The sequence below is a fragment of the Sulfurovum sp. TSL1 genome (genome assembly GCF_019972135.1).
In the GTDB taxonomy this organism is placed as follows: Bacteria; Campylobacterota; Campylobacteria; order Campylobacterales; family Sulfurovaceae; genus Sulfurovum.
Genome location: NZ_BPFI01000001.1, coordinates 708320 through 729265 on the forward strand (window position 1 = coordinate 708320; position 20946 = coordinate 729265).

Here is a 20946-nt window from a genome sequence, read left to right on the forward strand (position 1 = left end):
ATTTCAAAACACACTGCCCCTAAAGTCTGTCGAGTGCATAATGGGCGGCTCCCAGTAACGCAGTTTCAGGATTTAAAGAGACCTTTACCTGCATTCCCTGTAGCATCTCATTAAAGCGGCCTTTACTCAAAAATCCGTTCATAAAATGGTTATTGGCAAGTACAGGGAGGATCTTTGGGGCGATACCACCACCGATATACACACCGCCCAGTGACATACTTTTTAAGGCAAGATTCCCGGCTTCAGCACCATAGATCTCTGAAAAAAGTCTCAGTGCCTCCATACAAAGCGGGTTGCGTTCTTTTAACGCGCATTCGCTTACCATGACACTAGGGTCTTTTCCTTCGGGTATGTTTAACATAGATGTCGGTTGTGCAGCAAAATCGCTTTCCGCTAAAAACTCATACAGTATATAGACCCCCGGACCTGACAGTATCCTTTCAAAACTGACATGCCCCGGATAACGATTACGCATCCATTTCAACAGTGCATCCTGCTGCGGTGTCAAAGGTGCAAAATCACAATGTCCTCCTTCCGAACCGATAGGATGATATGCGCTGCCGTCATAATAGAGCATCGCTTCTCCAAGTCCTGTACCTGCAGCGATGACAGCGCGATTTCCATGCATACTGCGACCTTTGGGATTGAGATCCGCAAATTCATCTTCAGGAAGATACAGCATACCATAGGCTGTGGCTTCAAGATCGTTCAGGAGACGTACCTTTGAAATGCCCAAATGTCCCTGCAGATCCGATGTCACAATATCCCAGGGCAAATTCGTCGTACGGCAGCGTCCTTCAATGACCGGTCCAGCGATACCAAAACATGCTGCATCTATAGATAGCAGTGAAGTCTTTTCCTTAAATAACGTGATCACCTCATTGAGACTGCCAAATTCTCTACTGGGAAACTGATGCTGTGCAACGACATGCAACGTGTTATCTCTGAGTTCAAAAAGTGCGAGATCCGTTTTTGTACCGCCAATATCTCCTGCCAATATCATGCTAACCCCCTGTACTTCTATACTGTAAGATCATGCAAAGCATCCTGCGGTGACAACAGAAACATAAACGCTTCCAGGAATGCTTTATCTGTTTCTACAGGTGAACGTTTATAAAATGCTTTCCAAGCTTCTGAACGATGTTCATTATAATGCAGTGAAGCACTCTCCTTTTCCCAGGATATGCGCACCGCATGACCTATGAGTACATCCATAATGAGGTCATTTTCAAGATGCAGGTCAGGGTTTTCCCTAAAAAGTCTTGCCAGGCTCTCGATCAGTTCAATATTCAACTGACGGTAATCAGGGGCATCGATACTTTGCAAAAGTGCATCGATCTTCAAGGCAAAACTTTGTTCACCTGCGGTTGATTCCAATGTCAATTCTGAACCGATCCTGTTTTGCACATTGTATTTATCTCCGATGACCAAGCCGCTGCATTGATGTAACAAATACCATATATCCTTATAGAAAACAGGGGAAAGCGGACCTACCATACCCCTTTCATATCTCCATTGCGACCAGTCAGTGACTTTGCCAAACTCCCTAACGGTCGGACCTTCTTTCATCGATTCAAAGGAAGGTGTACCCGATGCATGTAAATTTTCATGAACAAGAAACAGTGAGACCTCTCTTTTAAATGATTTTAATACCCTATGCAAACGGTCATAAATTGCGTGAGGCGCTAAACTGAGCAACGTTTCATAAGCATCAGCCATATGCAGGTTCTCCTCCCTGCTTATCTGTCCTACAAGCAACTGAATAAAGTACCAGGTGCGAATCGTTAGCATATTTTCAAAAAGTTCAGGTTCATTTCTGATCATATATCCAAGATGTAAAATGATCTCCTGAGTCAAAACACTTTCTGCTGTATTATTACCACAATATAGTATGATTGTTTTAACGATATCACTACTTTCATACGGTTTTGAAAATGTCGCTTTTCCACTGTATGACCGTCCTACTGCAAGACGCTTTTGCCGTATCACTATATCAAGCAATACATCTTCAATACGATCATCATATTTTTCGGTAAGATCAGCGATACGCCGTACCAGATTCCACTCATGACACACGGTAGCTAATTCATAAAGATTTTGGGCGAACTGTGACAATGTGACATGTTCCTGTTCCACGTAAAATACAAAATCTGCACCCTTACGTTGCCACATTTCTTCAAGTACATAGGTTTTATATAAACGATTTTTTTCACCCAAAAGTATCTCTATCAATACAGAGTCATCCTGATCTCTGAGATACTGTATTTCCTCCTGGTTCAAGCATTTATGGATCTCCGTTTCCTTCAAACAGATGCCCAATCTATTATTTGTCACAATTTCTGCAGCTTGCAAGGTAAAACCGTGAATCTCTTGTATATGTTCTATACACGCCAGACCCAATAATGTTTTCAATGGACCTGTCTGAAGAGTGATCATACCGCTCTGCTCTTTTTGTATATCATCCAATAGTCCAACCAGTGCACCGCGTTCACCATCAGAAAACATCGATTCACGAACAAAAAACGGTATGATAGGATTGCCTCTTGCATCCCACTGCATGGCAAGGAACTTTAATGATGCACGAAAATGTTCAACTAACAATTGATTGTCAGCTGAGAAATAAAATCCATGCGGATTAAAATAATAAGGAAGAAAAACGATCTCTTCACCTCCATAGAAGTGCACCCTTGCAGTCGTCACGGTTCTTGCAACCATCAATCTCCTACCGCTTAAAGAAAGTTTTTCATTTTGACCCAAAAACGTATGAAGCATGGAGAGCTGATCAGCATGTAAGATCCGTACAGGCTTGATCTCTTCGATCGTTTCACTTTCAAAACCAAGCGCTGTCAATTTTTCTTTCACCGAAGCATTTTCAGCGATCACCGGGACCAGAGGTTTTGTACTGAAACTGTGTCCGATACGTTTGTGACGTTTGAGCGGATCTATATCTTCCGGAGTCAAAAGACCGTCAAGCATCATATCACAGAGCATATAAAGACTTTGTGCCCATACCAGAGGTATATTTTCATTGGCAACACGTATTTGACTTCCCGGATCTTCTTTTTCTGCAGAGATGCTCTCTTTGGGAACGATATAGAGTTCAGGTAAAAGTTTTGTCCCTTCCTGTTCAACAAAAAGCGGCTGCAGTTTTTTCTTCCAATGCTCGATCTCTTCTTTCTCATCACGCATCAATGCATCAAGCAGTAAATAGGTGAAAAACAGAGGCCATTCTGATTCTATGTGTTCAAATTCGCGCAACTCTGAAGGTTCATAGTGCAAGCGGTTCGGATCTTCAATACTGCTTTGATGACCATCAAGTAAAAAACGTTTACACCCGTAATTGCCAGCAAGTTTTTTGATGATCTTGTCACGCGTACGTTTGACCAACTTTGTATCTTCAACCGCATAGGCTGGATAACCTATGATACTCAGCAGTGCTGCATCCGTCTCTTTGGAATTGGATTCTCTAGGCAGTAATCCCTGCAGTGTAAAACGGGAACGGGCGATATCACTGGGGACCACATGGATCACAGCTTCATGGTTTGGCAGATCGGCAAAAAGATTAAAACCGTCCAGGGCCTCAAGTGCTGCTTTTGCCATACCCACTGAACTGCCGTTGACTTCTGTATTTCCATGATTGATCTTATTTCCGCGCTCCCAGATACCAAAATCAGGTGTACAGTAGGTGTGGCTGATATAGTGCACCATATTTTGTACAAAATCAACCTCGTCCATCGTATAGATGATATGCAGTCCAGAAGCGGTCATTTGTGCGATCATCAATAAAAAAAGAGAGCTTGCATCAAGTTGCAAATGCCCCCATTCCTCATCTCCGACCACTGCCAAACCTGTGTGTGTACCGTACTTCGCATGCAGTGCATCTATGGGATCGTGTGTTTTTTTAAATGCTTCGATCCTGTCTGACTGTCTCATCATGGCAGTGAGCAGTCCCCGCATCAGTTTCACCACACTTTGGCTCAAGAGATAGGTACGATGATGGTCAGGATCACATTTTCTATAGGCAAGTGCGAGTCCCCAGACACTCAAAATGCTGTACACATTATCTCTTACCCAGGCATCGGTATAATCCCCATGGGCATTTACCGCCGTACTTGCAGGTAACAGCCCGGTGATAGGGTCTTGCCGTGAGAGGATGATCTTGTCAACAACCAGAAAATGTCGATCAAGTGTAGCCTGAAGTGTATCTTGATTCATATATCTCACCTTTTACAGCATACTATGCATGAGTTCAGCTTATGTAACTATAGTACATTTTTATTACTTAAGCTAATTATAATCCAATTTTGGAAGAAAAGCATAATAGTATTGTTTCAATTTTAATCAGGAGATAGTACACTCTTCCTCATCATCATACATCCTCTTATAGTATTGGTGTGCCATACGGGTTGAATTAAATTCTCGCACTACATCATTCATAGCATATTTCATAATTTTTACCCATGCCTTCATGTTATTATAATGCAAGGGTAAAATAACGTTTTCAAGTTTATCCATCATCGCTTTATGATCATGATAATCTTGCTCATGGGTAGGTAAAGAAGCATCTGCTGTTTCTATAGAAAATGCATTTACTCCGTCTTTGGCAAATTCTGGATGCCATCCGTCATTGATAGAAAAATGGATCGAAGCATTCATACTTGCGGACATACCACTTGTACCACTGGCTTCACGTGTTCGACGTGGTGTATTAAGCCATATATCACTTCCTTGTTTAAGCATTTTAGAAAGGTTTAACTCATAACCGGTCAGCACAGCCATATTTTTATAGCCATGGCTCAACTCAATAAGTTCATTAAACATATTGATGGCACCCGCATCATTAGGATAAGGTTTTCCTGCCCATATAACCTGTACAGGATATGTTGTGTTATGCATTAGATTATGAAAGCGTTCAAAATCATAAATGAGTAATTCTGGACGTTTGTAGTCAACAAAACGACGTGCCCAGACTATGGTTATGATATCAGCAGAAAACACTTTTCCTGTTTGATTGGATACCTCCTCAAAAAGAATTTTTTTAAGGTGTTTTTTACGTGCAATAATTCCGTAGTCTTCATGCTCTTCCAGTGCTCTTAGTAATGGTTTATCCACCCAGAATCTACGATTTTGTGCATTGGTAATCCCAATTATCTTACATCGTCCATCAACATTTTTCCACATTTCGTTTGCGACTTTTTCATGTATTTTAGATACAGCATTGGCACGTTTAGATGTTTTCAATGCACCGATTGTTAAACTGAAATTTTCATCATAATAATGAAGTTCAGCTTGGATCTTTTTTAGAGAATGTCCGTTAAAAAATCCCATTTGGGCTAAAAAATAGACATTGTGTTCTTCATTTCCTGCCTTTTCGGGAGTATGTGTCGTAAATACCACATGTTCACGCACTGCATCAAACGTTTTATATGTATTTAACAACTCAAATACCAATGGTAATGCATGTCCCTCATTCATATGATAAACATCGACTTCCTGATTGAGTGATTCGAGTGCTTTCACACCACCGATCCCCAAAACAATTTCTTGTGCTACACGTGTTTCTTCATTTGGATCATAAAGTCTATGTGTGATAGTACGGGAAAGAAAATCATTTTCAGGAATATCTGTTGTGAGTAAAATAAGCGGTGCAGAACCGAACACACTGCTAGGCATGACTAGTACCTTCACTTGGACAGGTTGACCATGGACGTTTACGGTTACTCTCACTTCAGGATCTTCAAGAAAAGAATAGAATTTACGGGTATATTTTATATCTAAAGTGCGATCTTTATGCCGATCCTGGTCATAATAACCATAACTCCAAAGTATACCCACACCAACCATATGCTGTTCAAGGTCATATGCACTACGCATATGAGATCCTGCCAAAAATCCCAATCCGCCAGAATAAATTTTCAGCGATTGATCTATCGCAAATTCCATTGAGAAATAAGCTACTTTTGTTGCATATTGGCTGTTAATTTCATAATGCACCAAATCTTTCATTCTATTTTTTCCTAACATTAATTATTCTCGACAAACAGACACCTATCAACAAGGCGAGAACTGTATCCCCATTCATTATCATACCATGCAACTACTTTAACCGTAGTGCCGTTAACTACACTCTATTGAATCTATCTAAAAAACGCTAAAATAACATAATTAATTCTTCTTAAAGGTAAACAATGCGTCTTCATCCCTATGCTGGAAAACTGGCACCGAAATCAATGCTTGTAAATGTGCCTGAACTCATCAGTGATTACTATACTAAGATTCCCGATACACAAGACAGAGCCCAGTGTATCAGCTTCGGAACCTCTGGGCACCGTGGTTCTTCACTGCATAAAAGCTTTAACGAGATGCATATTTTTGCTGTGACACAGGCTGTCTGTGACTACCGTAAACAAGCAGGCATTGGGGGGAAACTCTTTATGGGTATGGATACCCATGCACTCTCCTATCCGGCACAACTCACTGCCATTGAAGTCCTGGCAGCCAATGGTGTCGATCTCTATATCGCCGAAGAGTTTGGCTATACACCCACACCTGTCATATCGCATGCTATTTTGACACACAATGCAAAAGGCGGACCGCTCTGTGACGGTATCGTGATCACACCCTCACATAACCCACCGGCATACGGAGGATTTAAATACAATCCTCCGCATGGCGGACCCGCAGATACAGATGTAACGGATTGGATCGAAGCCCGTGCCAATGAAATTTTAGAAAATGACCTGCATGATGTCAAAAGAACACCCCTTGAAGAGGCCTTAAATGCAAAGAATGTCACCCAGTATGACTATGTGACGCCTTATGTAGATGATCTTGAGAATGTGATAGATATGGATGCCATTGCTGCATCAGGAATTCTCATCGGTGCAGATGCCATGGGTGGATCGGGTATGGCATATTATGCTGCGATCAAAGCACGTTATGGACTCAATATGGAAATATTTCACGACACATTGGACGCTACCTTCTCTTTTATGCACTGTGACAAGGATGGTAAGATCCGTATGGATTGTTCTTCCCCTTATGCGATGGCAGGGCTGATAGCTCTCAAAGAAAAGTATGACATTGCGTTTGGAAACGATACGGATTTTGACCGTCACGGCATTGTCACCCAAAGTGTCGGTCTTATGAACCCCAACCATTACCTCAGTGTCGCCATCAGCTATCTGGCACAGAACCGTCCTGAATGGAAAAGTGACCTGGGTATAGGCAAAACACTCGTAAGCAGCTCTATGATAGACCGTGTCGCCAATGACTTAGACAAAAAAGTGATCGAAGTACCCGTCGGTTTTAAATGGTTCGTTGATGGTCTTACCACCGGCACTCTCTTCTTCGGAGGAGAAGAGAGTGCCGGTGCAAGCTTTTTACGTAAAAACGGTTCGGTGTGGAGCACCGACAAGGACGGTATCATCATGACACTTCTGGCTGCTGAGATACTGGCCGTGACAGGAAAAGATCCCGGTGTGCATTATCAGGAACTGACCCAAAAGTTCGGAGCGCCTATCTACGCACGTATCGATGCACCTGCGGATGCCCGGCAGAGAAGCATCCTTAAAAAACTCTCCCCGGATGATGTAAAGGAAAAAGTACTTGCAGGTGAGCCTATTGAAGCGATACTGACCAATGCCCCGGGTAACGGCGCTGCCATAGGCGGACTGAAAGTGGTAGCAAAGAACGGATGGTTTGCACTCCGCCCCTCAGGAACGGAACCGATCTACAAGATCTATGCCGAGAGTTTCATCGATGAAGCGCATCTCAAACAGATACAGCAAGAAGCACAGGCCATGGTCAGTAAGCTTTTTTAGGTTCTTATATCAGGTACAAACCTCTTCTTTATACTTTTTTCAAGTAGATCACACCCAAAGGCGGCAGTGTCAGAGTGATCGCATATTCACGTCCGTGCATCGGTTCTTTGACCGCTGTAAGCGGTCCAACATTGCCGATATTCCACCCCTCATAAACACTGGACTGAGAGTTAAATATCTCCACATACTCACCTTCATAAGGCACACCGATCCTATAGTTCTCCCACGTCTCATCTGCAAAGTTGCACACGACATAGACTGTCTCATCAGGGAGATCACTTTTACGCATAAAGCTGATACAGTTATGCTGATAATCCCCGTCATCTATCCACTCAAAACCGGCATGCTTTTCATCGTGCTGGTAGAAAGCACGTTCATTGCGATAGAGCAGGTTAAGGTCACTGAGCATCTTTTGCAGTTTGGCATGGTAGGGATCTTCAAGAAGATGCCAATCAATACTTTCCTCAAAATTCCACTCACTGTACTGGGCGATATCTCCTCCCATAAAAAGAAGTTTTTTGCCCGGATGAGCCATCATATACGCATACATGGTTCTCAGATTGGCAAACTTCTGATTGGTGTCTCCGGGCATCTTGTTGATCAGAGAACCTTTCATATGTACCACTTCATCGTGACTGAGAGGCAGCATAAAATGCTCATCAAACGCATACCATAGGCTGAACGTGAGCTGATGGTGATGATGCTGACGATGAATCGGATCATAACTCATGTACTTAAGCGTATCATGCATCCACCCCATATTCCATTTAAACCCAAACCCCAGACCACCGATACTTGTAGGTCGTGTGACCATCGGCCATGCTGTGGATTCTTCAGCGATCATCATAATATCAGAGAATTGGGCATAAACGCTTTCATTGAGTTTACGTAAAAATGCCACCGCTTCAAGGTTTTCATTTCCCCCGTTGACATTGGGTGTCCACTCCCCCTCTTTTCTGGCATAGTTCAGATACAACATGGAAGCCACAGCATCCACACGAATCCCGTCAATGTGGTATTTGTCAAGCCAGAACATGGCTGAGGAGATAAGAAATGATTTGACTTCGTTACGCCCATAGTTAAAGATATAACTTCCCCATTCAGGATGAAAACCCTTTTGCAGGTCTTCGTGTTCATAGAGTGCCGTACCGTCAAAGTTGACAAGTCCATGCATATCTACGGCAAAATGGGAAGGCACCCAGTCCATAATGACACCAAATCCGTTCTCATGCAAGACATCAATGAGATACATGAGATCTTGAGGCTCACCAAAACGCGCCGTAGCGGAAAAATACCCTGTGACCTGATACCCCCATGAACCAAAATACGGATACTCCGTTAAAGGCATGAACTCCACATGGGTATAATGCATTTGTTTGAGGTACGCCAGAAGTTCTACGGCCAATTCTCTGTAGCTGAGATAACGATTCTCTTCTTCTACCTTTCGCTTCCATGAACCAAGGTGCATTTCATACACGCTGACCGGAGCATCATGAGCATTGACCTTATGGCGTGTTTTCATCCACGTGTCATCCTGCCAGTCATACCCGTCGATGTTCCAGATACGGGAGGCTGACTTGGAAGGTTTTTCTGAGAAAAAAGCAAAAGGGTCGCTCTTGTCATGGACAATATGATGGAACTTTGAGACGATATGGTACTTATAGGTCAGCCCCTGCTCCACACCTTCAATAAAACCTTCCCAGATACCAGAGTCATCTTCCCGTAATTTAAGAGGGTGACTATCGGTTGCATAGGCATTAAAATCACCGCGTACGCTCACACTCTGTGCATTGGGTGCCCACACAGCAAAGTGCACTCCGTCCAGGCCTTCATGCTGCATGGTATGCGCACCGAATTTTTCATAGAGTTTCGTATGATTTCCTTCTTTGAACAGATAGATATCAAGATCACTCAATGTTGATACATTGTAATGCATAGCATATGTCATTTGTGCTCCTTGCTTTTAAGACGGCCCTGAATAATATGACGATAGAGGTCTTCATAACCGTGTGCAGCTTCTTCCCAGTTAAAACGCTTTGACATCGCATGATGCTGGAGTTGTTTGAAAGCGGATCTCTCATGATACCAGGTATCGACTGCCCATTGTACCGTTCCTATCAATGCCTCAGGGGTTGCGTTGTAAAACTTGAACCCTGTTCCGCTTTGATCTGCACTGTTATAATTTTCTATGGTATCATCCAATCCGCCCGTCGCATGTACGATTGGCAGGGTGCCGTAACGCAGACTGTAGATCTGATTGAGTCCGCAGGGTTCAAAAAGCGAAGGCATAAGGAACATATCACTGCCTGCTTCGATCTTATGGGCAAGGTCATTGCGGTATCCGATATAACAGGCGAATTTTTCAGGATATTTGGATGCACATTCTGAGAAAAAGTGCTCTGCCCACTTCTCTCCTGTACCCAACAGTACGATCTGAATATCCATTTTCATCAATGCTTCCATCGCAGCTGAGAACAGGGTAATACCTTTTTGTTCCACAAGACGGCCGACCAGGCCTATGAGCGGTATTTCGTTTTGCTGTGGGAGATCGAACTCTTTTTGCAAAGCTGTTTTACAGAGTGCCTTGCCCGAAAGCTCATCCAGATCATAGGTCGCAGGAATGAAAGTGTCTACGGCAGGGCTCCACTCTTCATAATCTATCCCGTTGAGGATACCGTAGAGCTTATATGCCTTTGCATCGATAAGCCTGTCCAGCCCACACCCAAACTCCGGTGTACGTATCTCCTGGGCATATTTCTGACTCACTGCATTGATGGCATCCGCATGTACGATACCGCCTTTAAGCAGATTGATACTGTCAAACTCTTCGAGTTCATCTGCGTTAAAGTGCTCCCATCCTACACCCAGCACATCCATTGCACCTTTGTAAAATTTACCTTGGTACTGCAAATTATGGATGGTCAAAAGTGATCCGGTGTATTTAAAGTCAGGATCAAATGCATAGGTCGTATTGAGCAAGACCGGTATGGCTGCTGTATGCCAGTCATTGGCATGGATCACGTCGGGTCTGAAATGCAGCTTTTTGGCTAACTGCATCACCGCTTTGGAGAAAAAGATAAAGCGATTGTCATTGTCCTCATAGCCCTTTCCCTCTTCATCATATAACCCTTTTCGTCCAAAAAAACCTTCATGCTCTATGAAGTAGACAGGAACATCACTCCCGGGCAGCGTACTTTCATACACACCTGCCCACACTTCCCCCATACTGCCCATGGGAACACCCAGGGAACCTTTAAGTGCTTTCAATCCATACTTTTCTTTATCTACAATATAATAACGGGGCATCACCACACGCACATCATGCCCCAAAGCCCGAAGTGCTTTGGGAAGTGCGCCGGCAACATCTGCCAAACCGCCGCTCTTTGCAAAAGGAACCACTTCTGAGGCTGCCAGTAAGATATGTAACTTATCCACGTAGACCCTTTTCTCTCAATTTTTCATATTCTTTAATATATAGTTTGCCGCTCTCTCTCCATGAAAAATCACACTGCATATTATGGTTCACTATTTTGCTATATGTTGTTTTCGTGCCATACAGCAGTAAAGCTTGTTTCACAGCATCCAACAATGCATCGTGATCTGGTTTGGTAAAGACGATCCCGTACCCTTTTTGACTTTTGCTATCAAAGGCTGCATGATCATATACCGTATCTGCCAACCCTCCCACACTATGTACGATAGGTATCGATCCATAATGCATGGCGATCATTTGTGCCAATCCGCAGGGTTCGAACAGTGACGGCATCAAAAAGAAATCAGAAGCTGCGTACATACGGTGTGAGAGTGCTTCATCATAGCCTGACTCCAGGTAGATATTGTCATGTTTCTGTGCTATCGCTTTGATCGCATCATAGTATTGGGGCTCTCCGTCTCCCAGGACGACAATATTGCATGCCATTTGAGCCATATCAGGCAAAGCATCAATAAAGATCTCCAAGCCTTTTTGCCAGGTAAAACGTCCTATAAAAATGATCAGAGGTCTTTGCTCTTCTTTCATCTTTATCTCTTCAAAAAAAGCGCTTTTATTGACTGCTTTTCCTCTTAGATCTGTATAGGGTTTTAGAAGCATCTTGTCATTGTATGGTGAAAAATGTTCGGTATCAATGCCGTTCACGATGCCTGTGAGTTTGTCACTGTGGTATTGCAGGAATCCTTCAAGACCACATCCGAACTCTGGGGTCAATATCTCTTTGGCATAGGTAGGACTGACCGTTGTGATCTTGTCAGCAAAGGCGATCCCTGCTTTCATAAAATTCATCTTCCCGTAAAATTCCAGACAATCCATATGAAAATATTTTTCATCGATGCCCAGTCTGGCAAGTGCTTTTTTTTCAAAAATACCCTGGTAGGCAAGGTTATGAATAGTAAAAAGACTTTTTGTTTCTATCTCAGGTTTGTTCTTCAGCAACAAAGGCAGCAGAGCAGTTTGCCAGTCATTGAGGTGTACGATCGCATAAGTGTCCCGTTTCACCATTTCCAGAATGGCATAATTAAACAGTGCAAAGCGGATGTCATTATCTTCATAACCGCCTTGAGGCGGTCCATAGAGAAACTCCCTGTCACATAGGAGCGGAGTATAGACAAAAAGACAGCGCATCTCTTCATATTTGCAAATATAAACCCTAACAGGATAGATTTTCTTTCCCATAATGATATCGAAGGTTTCCCCCATTTCCTGTATACCAAATGCTTCACGGTCAATAAACTGATACAGGGGCATGATGACATCAACGTCATACGTTTCATTTAATGTTTTGGGCAAACTGTATGCGACATCAGCAAGTCCGCCGCTTTTAGCAAAAGGATACACCTCACTTGCTGCAAACAGTACCCGTGCATTACCCATCATTACTCTCCCGTAAAAGCTTTGCCGCATATTCAGGTGCAACAGGATTTATATTGATGCCTGTAGTCACTTCGAACCCGGCCAAATGATAGAGACGCGGCATAATGCGGATCGCAAAACGGCATATCTCATCTGTATGTGTGAGTATATCATATTCAAATGCTCTCGACTGTAAAGGCGGAGTGCTGATGGAAAGATTAAAAGTAAAACAACCCAACTGCTTTCCCATATTTTTTAGTATAAGAAGTAGAAGCGGTGCGACCTCTGCTATCGTCTCATCATGAAGGGTATCTATCTGTCCCAAAGCTTTTTTGGAACTGATGATCACTTCAAAAGGATAGGCACTTGCATAAGGACAATAGGCTGTAAATGCACCATGTGTGGCTACAATGCGTTCACTGGATGCTTCCTCCTGCTCGATCTCTGACTCCAACAAAGCACACGCATTCTGTTTATAGTAAGTAAAGCTGCGCTGATACCTCTCTTTGAGTAGCTTTGGGACAATGGGCAGTCCTATGAGCTGTGTATGACAATGCTGCTGTGAAGCACCCGCCTCACTTCCCTCATTTTTAAAGAGTGAAATGTAGGCAATACGTTCATCTTTTCGCAGGTCAGCAACCCTTGCCCGCAATGTTTGCAACCACTGCACCACATCACTCTCACTCCATTGTGTGATGGAAGTATGATGTTCAGGCGTATCGATGATCAGTTCATGTGCACCAAAGCCTTCCCAACGCTCAAAAAATCCATAATGATGTTCATACGGTGCTTCGATCTGAACCGCTTTATAAAGATTTGGCACCACCCGTGTCTTCCAACCTTTTTTATTTGGAAGTGAACCTTGTTCTCTGATAGCAAAGATCTCAGGAGGCGTCATAGACTCATTTCCTTCACAAAATGGACAATGCTCTTTGGCTGTCTCTTCCTTCGCTTCGACACCGTAACAATGGGGCCGGTGTAAACGTTCGGGTGCGATGATCACATGTGTGCCATGTACTCGGTCATGTCTAATATCAGACATCTTCTACCTCCAGGGTGCCCGTGATGGATATATACTTACTGAACGGTATCACCATAGCGAAACTGATACCCTGTACACTAAGATCAAATCCGTCTTCACTTTGAGAAAGGGTTTTGAGTTGGAAATAATGGATATCACAGGTCTGATCGAGAGTGATCACGATATTCTGGTTGAGTTCTGCATCATAGATCTCAAGCCTATCGGTACCCAAAAGCGTTCCCTGATCCAATAAGGGAACTGTGTTTATGGTGATGGATTCATAGTCACAAAAGTGAAAATTATGCTCAAGTATATAGTTGAAATCTCCTTCTGCATGTGTAGACAGGCTGATCTCAAAATCAAATCCGTGTTTATGCGGGATATAACACTTCTCAATCTTAGACGGTACTTTTTGCGGGAAATACAAACCCCCTTCCCTGGAGAAGCGTACGCTCTTGTTATCTACAAACACATCGAAAGGCTGGTTGGAAAAATCCCCAAATTCGTGAAAATCACAATGTTTGAAACTCTCCGTGCAGAAATGCTCATCCGAGATATGATCGATAAAAGAGTTTTTAAGATACCAGTCATAAATGATCTCATTACGCAAGGTATCATCGATCTTGACAGCAGCATGGTGGATCGTATCGATCCCCTCTTCTGCCATAGGCACTTTCTCCTTAGGTGTATTTTCGAACAAACGCTGATGATAGGCTTCTTTACGACGGGTTAAACTGTTCTGCCAGTTAAAGCAGGCTTCCCGATTGTCAAATTCGACCAACTGCCCCCCATGTGCCGCATCAAATCGAAAGATATATTGTGGTGTCACAGCTTTCACTTTGTCATAGCCGTCCAATTCATTTTGATCGGTCACCAACACACTTTTTTTCTTATAACGTATATTCTCTGCCTCGATGATATAGTGATAGGCATTGTCTCTGAGGTTTGGCAGATACAGCCCTCCAAACACCCCATGCCATAAAGCATCATTCGTTTGTGCTTTATAGAGTGCTGTATCAAAAGCAGGTTTTTTTACCTCTTTACGCACTTTTGCAAGCTCCATCATACGTTTATGGATACGGTTGCTCTCTTCATACTTCACAAAGAAATTTTTCCAGATGCCGCCTTGAAGGAACTTCACGCCCTCTTTTTCATAACGGTCATGTCCCATCTCTTCTTTAAAGGCTTCGAGTTTCAGTGTATCATCAGCACGAAGGCTCCACTCACCCATCTCATAGTAGGAGACATTGGGCAGATAGGCAATACCGCGTGTACACGCCTCTTCATAATAGGTACCATAATGCATCGTCTCTATCTCATCATCGGCCAAAACAGTCTGCACAAATTTTTCGAGCCACCCTTTTTCATACACCCATTCATAGGTACCCGGCCACATACCGAACTTCTCTGCATCATCGAAGATGATCGCTGCAGCATTCTCTTCCCGTTTGTATGATTTGATCGCTTTAACGGCGGCATCCACATTCAAAAAAGGGATCGCATAACGCAGCTTCTTACTGATAGGGAAAAGACCGATCTCATCTCCTCCCTCTTCACTCATATAATACCCATCCAAGACCTCTTCATCAAAACCGGCACACTGAAAATGGTAATCATCCATGACCGTATATTGGATACCTGCACGCTTCAGATCAGGGATGAGAGAAGACTCCCAAACACGTTCTGTCAGCCAAAGTCCCTTTGGTGTCTGTTTAAACGCTGAGGCAATGGAGTCACTGAGCATGTTGATCTGTGTCACACGGTCTTCTGAAGGTATCACGCTTAAGATCGGTTCATAATACCCTGCAGAAAAGAACTCTATACTTCCCTTCTCGGCCAATGTTCTGATCTGTTTATAGAGCTTGGGATGAAATGTTTCTATCTGTTCCATGAGCCATCCGCTGCAATGGACCGCAAAACGAAACTCCGGATACTTGCTCATCACTTCAAAAAAAGGACCATAACAGACAGCCACACCATGTTTGATCACCCATTCGAAATTATCGACGGGTTGATGCATATGAATGCCAAAAAGCAGTTTTGTATTATTTACCATCTTTTTTCCCTTCTTCAAGTGATTGCTTTTGCGTATACCTGTTCATTTATACAAACCAGTTATGGACATAGGTTTCATCCATATCAATAAAAAGTGCGCCATAACCCGGCATCGTCTGTATGATCTCACTCCCCTTGAGTATTTCCAAACGAAGATGCACGGTACTGTACTCTTTAAAGTGTGCTTTTGAAATGGAGAGTTCTATACGCTCATCCATAGCAAAACGTATACCTCCCTTTTCATAAGGGGTGTCCAAGGGAAAATTGAAATTAAAATGTTCTCCGGTCTCTTCTATAATGATCTCCAGTTTCATATGCGACATTTTCAAAGATGCGATATCCCCTTCCAGAGCCAGAAAAATATGTTGGTCATCATGACCGTAGTAGATCATATCTATAGGTCCGCGTACCCTATCCATCGTTGAGTAGAGCTTGGTTTCATCAACAATGCCGCAGCCGATCCATTCAAAAAAAGTACTGTGTTTTCCATCGATCACCGGTGAAATGTGTGCGTGCGGTTTGACCAAAAAGGAGCCTGTACTTTTTTGTGAAATGATCGGCATGAAAAGATCTGAAGGCGGCTGCATATGCATCAGGCGGTAAATAGTGATCAGATGTTCTCTAAAGAGTTTATCAAATTCCAACCCGAATTCTGTAACATGGTCATCACCGTACCACCAGAACCAGTCACTGCACTCCGAAGCCAGGAAGTGAAATTTTACTTTTTCTTTCACCTCATCGGAGACCTCTCCCTTATGGTTATTCACATCACGCCGTGTCTGATAGATCATTTCCCATGCACGATTCTTTTCGCTGTGTCCCGACCAGGTATCAAAGTTGCCATGTATCCAGCTGCCTGGTGCAAGCTTCTCCAGTTTTCCCGGATCTAATAAGCGTGACACTTCATCCATCGTGACCGTTCTGCACCATGACGTTTGCAAAATGCGTCCATAGAGTGCCGTAAAAAAATCATAGGCATTATTTTCAAAGAACTCCCAGGCATTTTCACCGTCTAAAATAACGAACACGGTAGCATTCTTTTGTGTATGCCTAATATGTTCCATTGCATGTATAAAATGCTCACTTGCGTCATGTCCGGATTTAAAACGATAGTTAAATCCTATCAGGTCACTGAGCCCATGGTCACGAAATCCTATCGTCACATCATTATACACATAGGGTTTATAGAGGTTCGCACGCGTATCGTCCCCAAGCGATCGAAACAGGATCGCCTCATCCGTGGCTATCCAGGAGATCCCACGTTCCTTATAAATGGCTACACTCTCTTCATCGACTGCACCCTCTGCGGGCCAAAATCCTTTGGGCGTAGTCCCAAAGGTCTTTTTATAGAGTGCAATAGAACGTTCAACCTGTTCAACGGCATCTTCTCTAAGGGACATCGGATTGTCAGGCAGCGTGGTATGTGCATTGGCACGCTTTGCATTTTCCATATCAAGCAGCAGCGGCAATATAGGATGGTTGTAGGGTGTAGTGGAAAGTGAGATCACACCCTCCTCCTGCAACTGTGCATAAAAAGGAAGAATGGTTGCCACAAAGTCGCACAAACCCTGAAGCAGGTGCGCTTTATCTGCCTGGGTAAAGGCTTTGCCTTTTTGGAACAGTGTTTTTACCAGTGCATTTTCCTGACGCAGGTAATTGCCGCACCAGGCGAGCATGAAAAGCATCTCAAAGTCGATCAGCTCTGCATCACTGAGCTCTTCCTTATGATAAAGCTGACTCAAATACGCTATAGGTCTGATCATCGTCTCATACTGTGTCGATTTACACGTTTTAATGAGCCACGCTCTTTCGTCATGCGCTAGTGTTGAGGGTTCTTTTTCCCACAATGAGAGAAAATAATCATTTTTCAGAGGATCTCCGTAAAGATGCAACTGTTCAATCAATGGTGGGGTAATATTGAAAGTCGCCTTTAGGCCTTTATATTGACTTAACAGCCATGGCATCTCATAATAGTCTTTTATCGCATGGAGAAATACCCACGGCATACTCATCACTCCATCACTGTCCCTGTAATCGGGTTGGTGCATATGCCAGAAAAAACAGAGATTCAGTGATGGTTTCATTGTCACTCCTTAGACCATTGTTCAATTTTAGCAGAATATTCAGCCAAGATCGCTTCCCCTTTTTCCTCATTTTCAGACTGGATATACAAGTTAAGGTAATCTCTGTACTGATCGGGGATCATAAGGATCCAATCATTTTTGTCCAACCATATCTTGACACCATCCAGTGTGGATGACTCTTTTCCTTTGGCATCTGCAAGGAACATACGCATCATCTTTCCTTTCAGTGCCTGTCGACATTCAATCTTCGTTGTTTTATAATAAAAACTCGGTAAAGATGCGATCATTTCAGAAAGTTTTACCCCATGATGCAATATCATTTCAAGTATTTTCAAAGTTGCAAACATTGAATCCCGATGCGTCGCAAATTCGGTAAAAGCAAAATTACCTTCACCCGTAGCCACAAGGTCATACGCTCTCATCTTTTCTGCTTTAAAGTTTGCATATTGACCCCGTTCTATTTCAAGATTTTCAAACTGGTCGATATCTGCTGCCCATGTTGGCAGGAAAACGCGTTTTTTAGTTCCTGTTTCTTTCGCTTCCATATTTAAAAGTAAAAGAACCACATTTAAGGCGTCTTGTTTGCCAAGCACAATACCTTTATCACTTACGATATCCAAACGCTGACCATAAGGGTAAAGAATAAATCCTGCATTCAGTTTCAGTGCATTGATCACAGCATGCATATCTTGTTTTGATTGTTTGATCAAAGCATTGATATTGGCAAGACGGTGTTCATCCCTGTGTGCATTAAACATAATATTCTCTACGCCAAGATCATTTAAAATATCCGGGAAAACATCTGAAGCCATTCCATGCATCATATCCACTGCAACACGACAATCTAAACATTTAAATATATGTGGGTTCACTAATTGAATCATTCCCTCTTTATAGACTCTATATTCTTTTTCATGACTGGACTCACGAATCTCGCCGATCAGAGAATACTCTACACGTCGGAATGTTTCTTTGAAAAAGGCTTTTTCTATTTTTTTAGACATTTCATTATTGATACGTAGCGCTTCACAGTCAAAAAAGGTCATTACCGTACTGGTGGGATCATCAGTTTTTTGACGGAAATGGACACCTGCAATGAACTGATCATGCGAAGATAAATTACAACGTAACACAGCAGAAGGAATATCACGGTAGTCGATCGCGTTTATACCTGCAGAAAGAAGTCCTCCCAGAAAAGCACGTTTGAGCATACGTGAACTTTTATGATAATCTCTAGAAACGACTACACATGATCCCACAGGAAGTTGTGCACCGAAAGCTTCAGCAAGTTTCGTCGCCATTTCACAAGAGAGTTCAACATTGGACTGTCCGAACACCGTCCCATTGACAAAAATAGAATTTTTGTATTTATTTCCAAGGATCAAACTGTGGTTAACGATAGAAGCATCTTCAATTTTTTTATCAGGCCAGATGGTAACATCTTGTTCGACCTTGGTTAACTGACCGATCTCGCATCCCTCTGCCAGGATCATCCCTGCATTTGCTGTAACATTATTACCGATCACACTATCATTACAGATCACACAACCATCCAGCTTGACTTTAGCATGAATCTCCACATCATTCCAGATCACAGTGTTTCTGATCTTACTCTCTTTGCCGATGGTAACATTATCGCCGATCACGACATTATTGAGCTTCACGCCCTTCTCCAGCGTAACATTCTTTCCCAGTACCACCGTACCGATAAATTCAATACTTTGATCAAAACTGTACGTTTCATCGCTGTAAAGCACCCCATCAGGAAATTGTGTTATTTCCCCATCAATGTTGAACTTGACCTTACCTGTCAATATATCATCATAAACGTCCCGGTAGCTTTCAGGGTTTCCCACATCACGCCAATACCCCTCAGAATATCCGGCCATCAGATCAATGCCCTTACGCATCAGTTTAGGAAAAAGGTCTTTACTAAAATCATAATTTTCATTTTTAGGAATATACGCCAGGATCTCCGGCTCTATGATATAGATACCCGTATTGATCGTGTCACTGAAGACTTCACCCCAGCTTGGTTTTTCAAGGAACTTTTCTATTTTCCCCTCTTCATTGGCGATCACGACACCAAATTCCAAAGGATTATCGACCGATGTCAAAGTAATGGTCAATTTGGACTTTTTCTCTATATGATAGTCAAAGATCTTCTGGAAATCAAAATCCGTCACAAGGTCGCCACTGATGATAATAAAGTTCTCATCTCCTATGTATTCCTGTGCCAGCTTCACTGCACCTGCCGTACCATAATCTTCATCTGGAACTACATACGTGATCTTGATACCAAACTCACTTCCGTCCCCAAAATAGGCTTGAATGATCTCGGGCTTGAAATAAAGCAGCACGATAAACTCTGTGATCCCCAGCTCTTTCAGGGTCATCATTGTATGTTCCATCATCGGTTTGTTCATGATCGGGAGCATCGGTTTGGGACGTGAGTTTGTAAGTGGCTGGATCCTGGTTCCAAAACCACCTGCCATGACAACAGCTTTCATTTACACTCCTGGTTTATAATATATCTGACACGCTTACCTATGAAATGACTATTTACAATTCAAGTAAAGAATTTTGACTTCCAAAGGGAGAAGGCACAGAAGAACACATATCTTCTGTTAGCCATTGCTCACCATTGACCATATATCCAAACTCGAAACTTTTACCTCTATTTAGCACTTTTGTTAGATAATAATCACCGTTTTTTTTCTTTTTCATCGGTTCACCTTTCCAAGTGTTCCACTCTCCTAAAAGCGTTATGCCTTCTATGAGATCCATTGAAGAAACTGTAAATGTAACCCACACTTTTGCACCGTTCTTTTTAATCACAAGCATATTTCATCCTTTTTCAAAGTATTTTTAATTATATACTAAAAGTTATCCAACTAATTTTTATAAAGTGATTGATAATTAAGCAATAATAAAACTTCATGCTTAATGCAAAAAATATATCTATTATTAAAAGTAAATATGATATTAAAAAATTATACTGATTAATTATTAACTAATAATAAAATTTCATACTTAATATAAAAAAATATATATTATTAAAAGTAAATATTTAAAATAATTTCTAATACCCGTATCTGCTCCATTGATACTCCCATT

Annotated in this window: 12 protein-coding genes; 1 reads left to right on the forward strand and 11 read right to left on the reverse strand. The window is 42.5% G+C overall.

Annotated elements, in window-relative coordinates; all coding sequences use genetic code 11:
• Positions 1-19: 19 nt before the first annotated feature.
• The 3 genes from glk to glgP form a co-directional block, all read right to left on the reverse strand.
• Positions 20-1003: a glucokinase gene (gene glk, locus LDM98_RS03565; RefSeq protein ID WP_223897970.1), complete on the reverse strand. Its 984-nt coding sequence runs from the start codon at positions 1001-1003 to the stop codon at positions 20-22.
• A gap of 17 nt (positions 1004-1020) precedes the next feature.
• Positions 1021-4215 (reverse strand): glycoside hydrolase family 15 protein, encoded by a 3195-nt coding sequence (locus LDM98_RS03570; RefSeq protein ID WP_223897971.1) that lies wholly within the window; start codon positions 4213-4215, stop codon positions 1021-1023.
• 126 nt (positions 4216-4341) lie between these two features.
• Positions 4342-6024 carry an alpha-glucan family phosphorylase gene (glgP, locus tag LDM98_RS03575; RefSeq protein ID WP_223897972.1) on the reverse strand — a complete coding sequence of 561 codons (1683 nt, stop codon included), beginning with the start codon at positions 6022-6024 and terminating at the stop codon, positions 4342-4344.
• A gap of 164 nt (positions 6025-6188) precedes the next feature.
• Here glgP and pgm point away from each other — a divergent pair, with 164 nt between their 5' ends.
• Positions 6189-7823 (forward strand): phosphoglucomutase (alpha-D-glucose-1,6-bisphosphate-dependent), encoded by a 1635-nt coding sequence (gene pgm, locus LDM98_RS03580; protein WP_223897973.1) that lies wholly within the window; start codon positions 6189-6191, stop codon positions 7821-7823.
• Positions 7824-7851: 28 nt separating this feature from the next.
• Here pgm and glgB read toward each other — a convergent pair whose 3' ends face one another.
• From glgB to LDM98_RS03620, 8 genes are read right to left on the reverse strand one after another with little or no spacing between them, the layout of a single operon-like run.
• The gene (glgB, locus tag LDM98_RS03585; RefSeq protein WP_223897974.1) at positions 7852-9771 is read right to left on the reverse strand and encodes a 1,4-alpha-glucan branching protein GlgB; all 1920 of its coding nucleotides are present in this window, start codon (positions 9769-9771) and stop codon (positions 7852-7854) included.
• Positions 9768-11258, reverse strand: a complete 1491-nt coding sequence (gene glgA / locus LDM98_RS03590; protein WP_223897975.1) for a glycogen synthase GlgA — start codon at positions 11256-11258, stop codon at positions 9768-9770. The genes glgB and glgA overlap by 4 nt, the downstream gene beginning before the upstream one ends.
• Positions 11251-12693 carry a glycogen synthase gene (locus LDM98_RS03595; RefSeq protein WP_223897976.1) on the reverse strand — a complete coding sequence of 481 codons (1443 nt, stop codon included), beginning with the start codon at positions 12691-12693 and terminating at the stop codon, positions 11251-11253. Before LDM98_RS03595 ends, glgA begins: the two co-directional genes overlap by 8 nt.
• Entirely contained in the window at positions 12683-13711 is a 1029-nt protein-coding gene (locus LDM98_RS03600) for a DUF4931 domain-containing protein (RefSeq protein WP_223897977.1), read from the reverse strand. The genes LDM98_RS03595 and LDM98_RS03600 overlap by 11 nt, the downstream gene beginning before the upstream one ends.
• Positions 13704-15746, reverse strand: a complete 2043-nt coding sequence (locus LDM98_RS03605) for an alpha-amylase/4-alpha-glucanotransferase domain-containing protein (protein ID WP_223897978.1) — start codon at positions 15744-15746, stop codon at positions 13704-13706. The genes LDM98_RS03600 and LDM98_RS03605 overlap by 8 nt, the downstream gene beginning before the upstream one ends.
• Positions 15747-15792: 46 nt before the next feature.
• The gene (locus LDM98_RS03610; protein WP_223897979.1) at positions 15793-17829 is read right to left on the reverse strand and encodes a glycoside hydrolase family 57 protein; all 2037 of its coding nucleotides are present in this window, start codon (positions 17827-17829) and stop codon (positions 15793-15795) included.
• A gap of 2 nt (positions 17830-17831) precedes the next feature.
• Positions 17832-20339, reverse strand: a complete 2508-nt coding sequence (locus LDM98_RS03615) for a sugar phosphate nucleotidyltransferase (RefSeq protein WP_223897980.1) — start codon at positions 20337-20339, stop codon at positions 17832-17834.
• Between the two features lie 52 nt (positions 20340-20391).
• The gene (locus tag LDM98_RS03620; RefSeq protein ID WP_223897981.1) at positions 20392-20673 is read right to left on the reverse strand and encodes a hypothetical protein; all 282 of its coding nucleotides are present in this window, start codon (positions 20671-20673) and stop codon (positions 20392-20394) included.
• Positions 20674-20946 lie beyond the last annotated feature (273 nt).

What these genes read in the sequence shown, in the direction of transcription:
- glk (WP_223897970.1), bottom strand. Translation starts at nt 1,003, where the DNA reads ATGATATTGGCAGGAGATATTGGCGGTACAAAAACGGATCTCGCACTT.
- LDM98_RS03570 (WP_223897971.1), bottom strand. Translation starts at nt 4,215, where the DNA reads ATGAATCAAGATACACTTCAGGCTACACTTGATCGACATTTTCTGGTT.
- glgP (WP_223897972.1), bottom strand. Translation starts at nt 6,024, where the DNA reads ATGTTAGGAAAAAATAGAATGAAAGATTTGGTGCATTATGAAATTAAC.
- pgm (WP_223897973.1), top strand. Translation starts at nt 6,189, where the DNA reads ATGCGTCTTCATCCCTATGCTGGAAAACTGGCACCGAAATCAATGCTT.
- glgB (WP_223897974.1), bottom strand. Translation starts at nt 9,771, where the DNA reads ATGACATATGCTATGCATTACAATGTATCAACATTGAGTGATCTTGAT.
- LDM98_RS03595 (WP_223897976.1), bottom strand. Translation starts at nt 12,693, where the DNA reads ATGATGGGTAATGCACGGGTACTGTTTGCAGCAAGTGAGGTGTATCCT.
- LDM98_RS03600 (WP_223897977.1), bottom strand. Translation starts at nt 13,711, where the DNA reads ATGTCTGATATTAGACATGACCGAGTACATGGCACACATGTGATCATC.
- LDM98_RS03605 (WP_223897978.1), bottom strand. Translation starts at nt 15,746, where the DNA reads ATGGTAAATAATACAAAACTGCTTTTTGGCATTCATATGCATCAACCC.
- LDM98_RS03610 (WP_223897979.1), bottom strand. Translation starts at nt 17,829, where the DNA reads ATGAAACCATCACTGAATCTCTGTTTTTTCTGGCATATGCACCAACCC.
- LDM98_RS03615 (WP_223897980.1), bottom strand. Translation starts at nt 20,339, where the DNA reads ATGAAAGCTGTTGTCATGGCAGGTGGTTTTGGAACCAGGATCCAGCCA.
- LDM98_RS03620 (WP_223897981.1), bottom strand. Translation starts at nt 20,673, where the DNA reads ATGCTTGTGATTAAAAAGAACGGTGCAAAAGTGTGGGTTACATTTACA.